The organism is Neisseria sp. Marseille-Q1983 (genome assembly GCF_018224585.1).
In the GTDB taxonomy this organism is placed as follows: Bacteria; Pseudomonadota; Gammaproteobacteria; order Burkholderiales; family Neisseriaceae; genus Neisseria; species Neisseria polysaccharea.
Window position 1 is genome coordinate 5623 of the sequence record NZ_JAGTUI010000051.1, and the last position, 5140, is coordinate 10762.

At 52.2% G+C, this 5140-nt stretch carries 7 protein-coding genes; all 7 read left to right on the forward strand.

The window, feature by feature from the left end; translation table 11 throughout:
* Positions 1-29 precede the first annotated feature (29 nt).
* The 7 genes from KEM39_RS09785 to KEM39_RS09815 all read left to right on the forward strand — a co-directional run bounded on the left by KEM39_RS09785 (position 30) and on the right by KEM39_RS09815 (position 4939).
* The gene (locus KEM39_RS09785) at positions 30-1160 is read left to right on the forward strand and encodes a PilT/PilU family type 4a pilus ATPase (RefSeq protein ID WP_025457249.1); all 1131 of its coding nucleotides are present in this window, start codon (positions 30-32) and stop codon (positions 1158-1160) included.
* Between the two features lie 33 nt (positions 1161-1193).
* Positions 1194-2171 (forward strand): DNA polymerase III subunit delta', encoded by a 978-nt coding sequence (locus tag KEM39_RS09790; RefSeq protein WP_118997480.1) that lies wholly within the window; start codon positions 1194-1196, stop codon positions 2169-2171.
* 3 nt (positions 2172-2174) lie between these two features.
* Complete coding sequence (locus KEM39_RS09795; protein ID WP_118997479.1) at positions 2175-2525, forward strand: PilZ domain-containing protein; 351 nt, start codon at positions 2175-2177, stop codon at positions 2523-2525.
* Positions 2526-2529: 4 nt separating this feature from the next.
* A complete protein-coding gene (locus KEM39_RS09800; RefSeq protein WP_118997478.1) occupies positions 2530-3309 on the forward strand; it encodes a TatD family hydrolase in 780 nt (259 codons plus the stop codon).
* A 243-nt stretch (positions 3310-3552) separates the two neighbouring features.
* The gene (grxD, locus tag KEM39_RS09805; RefSeq protein WP_211709931.1) at positions 3553-3864 is read left to right on the forward strand and encodes a Grx4 family monothiol glutaredoxin; all 312 of its coding nucleotides are present in this window, start codon (positions 3553-3555) and stop codon (positions 3862-3864) included.
* 105 nt (positions 3865-3969) lie between these two features.
* A complete protein-coding gene (gene upp, locus KEM39_RS09810) occupies positions 3970-4596 on the forward strand; it encodes a uracil phosphoribosyltransferase (protein ID WP_002246895.1) in 627 nt (208 codons plus the stop codon).
* 22 nt (positions 4597-4618) lie between these two features.
* Entirely contained in the window at positions 4619-4939 is a 321-nt protein-coding gene (locus tag KEM39_RS09815) for a DUF2322 family protein (RefSeq protein WP_002214001.1), read from the forward strand.
* Positions 4940-5140 lie beyond the last annotated feature (201 nt).

Here is a 5140-nt window from a genome sequence, read left to right on the forward strand (position 1 = left end):
ACAGATTGTTTGAAAATTGGGGGACGAGGATGTTTACCGATGAAAATATGACTGCAAAGGAAGAACTGTTCGCATGGCTGCGCCATATGAACAAAAACAAAGGTTCCGACCTGTTTGTGACGACCCATTTCCCGCCCGCGATGAAGTTGGACGGCAAAATCACCCGCATCACGGACGAACCGCTGACGGCGGAAAAATGTATGGAAATCGCCTTTTCGATTATGAGTGCGAAGCAGGCGGAAGAATTTTCATCGACCAACGAGTGCAACTTCGCCATCAGCCTGCCGGACACCAGCCGCTTCCGCGTCAATGCGATGATACAGCGCGGCGCGACGGCGTTGGTATTCCGCGCGATTACCAGCAAGATTCCCAAGTTTGAAAGCCTGAACCTGCCGCCTGTCTTGAAGGATGTCGCGCTGAAAAAACGCGGGCTGGTTATTTTTGTCGGCGGCACCGGCTCGGGCAAATCGACTTCGCTTGCCTCGCTTATCGACTACCGCAATGAAAATTCGTTCGGACACATCATCACCATCGAAGACCCGATCGAGTTTGTCCACGAACACAAAAACTGCATCATCACCCAGCGCGAGGTCGGCGTGGATACGGAAAACTGGATGGCGGCGTTGAAAAACACGCTGCGTCAGGCGCCGGATGTGATTCTGATCGGCGAAATCCGCGACCGCGAAACAATGGACTACGCCATCGCCTTTGCCGAAACGGGGCATTTGTGTATGGCGACGCTGCACGCCAACAGCACCAATCAGGCACTCGACCGTATCATCAACTTCTTCCCCGAGGAGCGGCGCGAACAATTGCTGACGGATTTGTCGCTCAACCTTCAGGCGTTTATTTCGCAACGCCTCGTTCCGCGAGACGGCGGCAAGGGCAGGGTGGCGGCAGTCGAGGTGCTGCTCAATTCGCCCCTGATTTCGGAGTTGATTCACAACGGCAACATCCATGAAATCAAAGAAGTGATGAAGAAATCCACCACCTTGGGTATGCAGACCTTCGACCAACACCTTTACCAATTGTATGAAAAAGGCGAGATTTCCTTGCAGGATGCCTTGAAAAATGCCGATTCCGCACACGATTTGCGTTTGGCGGTACAGTTGCGCAGCCGCCGGGCACAAAGTTCCGGCCCCGATTTGGAACTGCTCTGATGGCGGTATGGATTTCCGGACGGGCAGTTTGACATGATTTATCCGTGGCATCAGGAACAATGGCGGCAGATTGCCGAGCATTGGACGAGCCGTCCCAATGCGTGGCTGTTTGCCGGCAAAAAGGGGACGGGGAAGACCGAGTTTGCCCGTTTTGCGGCGAAGGCGCTGTTGTGCGAAAAACCCGTGACGGGCAATGTGCCTTGCGGGGAATGCGCGTCCTGCCATTTGTTCGAGCAGGGAAGTCATCCCGATTTTTACGAAATCACCCCCTTGGCGGACGAACCCGAAAACGGACGCAAACTGTTGCAGATCAAAATCGATGCCGTCAGGGAAATCATCGATAATGTGTACCTGACTTCGGTACGGGGCGGTTCGCGCGTGATCCTGATTCATCCTGCGGAAAGTATGAATGTCCAAGCCGCCAACAGTTTGTTGAAAGTGTTGGAAGAACCGCCGCCACAAGTGGTCTTTTTGCTGGTCAGCCACGCGGCGGACAAGGTTTTACCGACCATTAAAAGTCGCTGCCGGAAGATGGTTTTGCCCGCTCCTTCCCATGAAGAGGCATTGGCATATTTGCGTGAAAGGGGTGTGGCGGAACCTGAGGAACGTCTGGCTTTCCATTCGGGCGCGCCGCTGTTTGATGAGGCGGACGGTGTCCGTGCGTTGCGGATTAAACTGTTGGATATTTTGGCAGAACCAAGGTTGTTGAAGATTTTGGATTACGCCGCGCTTTTCGATAAGGAGAAACTTCCGCTCGCCGTATTTGTCGGGTGGATGCAGAAGTGGCTGGTCGATTTGGGATTGTGCCTGCGACACATGAAACCCGTCTATTATCCTGCTTATGAAGACAGGCTGCTTCAGACGGCATCCGGCTTCCGCCCGCGCAATGTATTTGCGGCGGAGGATATGCTCAAACAGCTTGCCCCTTACGGGTTTCATACTTTAAATGTCAAAATGCAGATCGAGCATCTGCTCATCAATTATTTGGAATTGAAGAAAGAGAACGGGTAAATTATGTCAGATGGACAAAATATTCCGGCAAAAATGATGTCGTTGCAGCTGAAAGACATGAATCTGCTGTACAGCTCCTATATGCCGTTTTTGGAACATGGCGGTCTGTTTGTGCAGACCGACGATGTATTTTCCATCGGGGACGATATTCTGCTTGCCGTAGAAATCCTCAACTTCCCTAAACTGTTCCTGCCGACCAAAGTCGCCTGGATTAATCCTGCGCGTACTTCCTCCAAACCCAAAGGGGTGGGGCTGGCATTCACAAAACACGAAAACTGCCTGAAGCTCAAAGACCAAATCGAAGTCGAGTTGGGCAGCGTGCTCGGCAGCGACAAACCCACGTTTACGATGTAACACCATGCATATTATCGATTCTCACTGCCACCTTAATTTTGAAGGTTTGAAAGAACGCCTGCCCGAAGTTTTGTCCAATATGGAGGAAAACGGCGTGGGGCAGGCACTCGCCATCAGCGTCAGCAGGCAGAGTTTTGCCGAAGTGTCCGCCATTGCCAAAGCGCACGGACACATTTACTGCACCATAGGCGTACATCCCGACAGCAAGGAAGCCGAAGAATTTTCCATTGCGGAAATGGTTGCCGCAGCCGCCTCGCCGAAAGTGGTCGGCATAGGCGAGACGGGCTTGGATTATTACTGGTGCAAAGGCGATTTGTCTTGGCAGCACAAACGCTTTGCAGACCACATCGAAGCAGCCAATCAAATCGGACTGCCCGTTATCGTCCATACGCGCGATGCGGCGGCGGATACCTTGTCTATCCTGAAAGAATGCCGGGTTAATTCGGGCGTTATCCACTGTTTTTCCGAAGACATCGGTTTTGCCCGAGCGGCAATGGATTTGGGGCTTTACATTTCTTTCTCAGGAATCGTTACCTTTAAAAACGCACCCTTGGTTCAGGAGGCGGCGAAATACGTTCCGGACGACCGCATTTTGGTGGAAACCGATGCGCCGTTCCTCGCCCCCGTTCCCAAGCGCGGCAGGCAGAACGAGCCGGCTTTTGTGCGCCATACCGCCGAACATATTGCCAAATTGCGGAATCAAACATTGGAGCAGGTCGCGGCATATACGACGGAAAACTTTTACCGGCTGTTTAAAAAAGTGCCCGATATGCGGACGTGCTGACAAATGTCAACGCCGTGCTTCGGCAAGCCGCACGATGTGTTTTTAAAAGTTGCGGCGGAAAGGACGGGGGAAACGGATTCGGCGGGAAATATTCTTTGCGGCGGTTATTTGAAGGAAACGGGCGTTTTCCTTTTTCCCTTGAAACGTGCGCGGAATAGGGCGGATGTTGTGGGAAGTTTCCGCTTTTGCGTATAATGCGCCCTACCTGACAAATTTTGTCGACTTTATCAAAAGGAATAAGCGATGGCTTCCATCCACGACCAAATCAAAGAAGTAGTAACGACACACCGCGTCGTATTGTTTATGAAAGGTACGAAGCAGTTTCCGCAATGCGGTTTCTCTTCCCGCGCCGTGCAAATCCTGAACGCGGCAGGCTGCACCGATTACGTTACCGTCAACGTATTGGAAAATCCCGAAGTACGTCAAGGTATTAAAGAATACAGCGACTGGCCGACCATTCCCCAACTTTATGTGAACGGCGAATTTGTCGGCGGCTCGGACATTCTGGCGGAGATGTATGAGGCAGGCGAGCTGCAGAATCTGCTCAAAGCCTGATCCGGCAGGCAATGCCGTCTGAACGTGTTTCAGACGGCATTTTCTTTTCCGGCAAATCAAAAAAAAGTATAATGGCGCGTCTCAAAATCACACTGGAACACCGCGATGAACGTTAACGTTATCAACCATCCGCTCGTCCGCCACAAATTAACCCTGATGAGGGAGGCAGATTGCAGCACCTACAAATTCCGGACGCTTGCCACCGAGCTGGCGCGCCTGATGGCATACGAGGCAAGCCGTGATTTTGAAATCGAAAAATACCTTATCGACGGATGGTGCGGTCAGATTGAAGGCGATCGCATCAAGGGCAAAACATTGACCGTCGTTCCCATCCTGCGTGCAGGTTTGGGTATGCTTGACGGCGTACTCGACCTGATTCCGACTGCCAAAATCAGCGTAGTCGGACTGCAGCGCGACGAGGAAACGCTGAAACCCGTTTCCTACTTCGAGAAATTCGTGGACAGCATGGACGAACGTCCTGCCCTGATTATCGACCCGATGCTGGCGACGGGCGGTTCGATGGTGGCAACTATCGACCTGTTGAAAGCCAAGGGCTGCAAAAACATCAAGGCACTGGTGCTGGTTGCCGCGCCCGAGGGTGTGAAGGCGGTCAACGACGCGCATCCCGACGTTACGATTTACACCGCCGCGCTCGACAGCCACTTGAACGAGAACGGCTACATCATCCCCGGCTTGGGCGATGCGGGCGACAAGATTTTCGGCACGCGCTAACTGACTGATTTTCGGATTTGATATGAATTTCCAAGACTATCTCGCCACATTTCCTTCAATCGACCATCTGGGCGGTTTGGACGTTCAGGATGCCGACGGCAAAACGGTTCACCACATTCCCGCCGTTCAGGGTAAGCTCGGTTCGCTCAAGCTGTACAATGCTTTGGCAGAACGTTTTGACGGAAAATTGGACAAAGAAGCGGCAGAACAGGGTTTGATATGGTTTGCCGAACACGTTGCCGACGCGCGCGCCCATCCCGGCAAGCATCCCAATATCGACCTGCTTGAAAAAGTTGTGCAAAGCGGCGAAACCTTGCTGCTCAAGCCGCTTGCCGCGCAATAATTTTCGACCATGCCGTCTGAAATCCGTTTCAGACGGCATTTTGTCGGAAAGAAGACCGTAAAACGGGCATTTTCTTTTCTATTTCAGGATACGGGCAATGATGTTTCAACACACAGGACGACACATATAGTGGATTAACAAAAATTAGGACAAGGCGACGAAGCCGCAGACAGTACAAATAGTACGGAACCGATTCACTTG

Bases quoted from the DNA above. Each gene is read 5' to 3' on its own strand.
- KEM39_RS09785 (WP_025457249.1), top strand. From the start codon at position 30: ATGTTTACCGATGAAAATATGACTGCAAAGGAAGAACTGTTCGCATGG.
- KEM39_RS09790 (WP_118997480.1), top strand. From the start codon at position 1,194: ATGATTTATCCGTGGCATCAGGAACAATGGCGGCAGATTGCCGAGCAT.
- KEM39_RS09795 (WP_118997479.1), top strand. From the start codon at position 2,175: ATGTCAGATGGACAAAATATTCCGGCAAAAATGATGTCGTTGCAGCTG.
- KEM39_RS09800 (WP_118997478.1), top strand. From the start codon at position 2,530: ATGCATATTATCGATTCTCACTGCCACCTTAATTTTGAAGGTTTGAAA.
- grxD (WP_211709931.1), top strand. From the start codon at position 3,553: ATGGCTTCCATCCACGACCAAATCAAAGAAGTAGTAACGACACACCGC.
- upp (WP_002246895.1), top strand. From the start codon at position 3,970: ATGAACGTTAACGTTATCAACCATCCGCTCGTCCGCCACAAATTAACC.
- KEM39_RS09815 (WP_002214001.1), top strand. From the start codon at position 4,619: ATGAATTTCCAAGACTATCTCGCCACATTTCCTTCAATCGACCATCTG.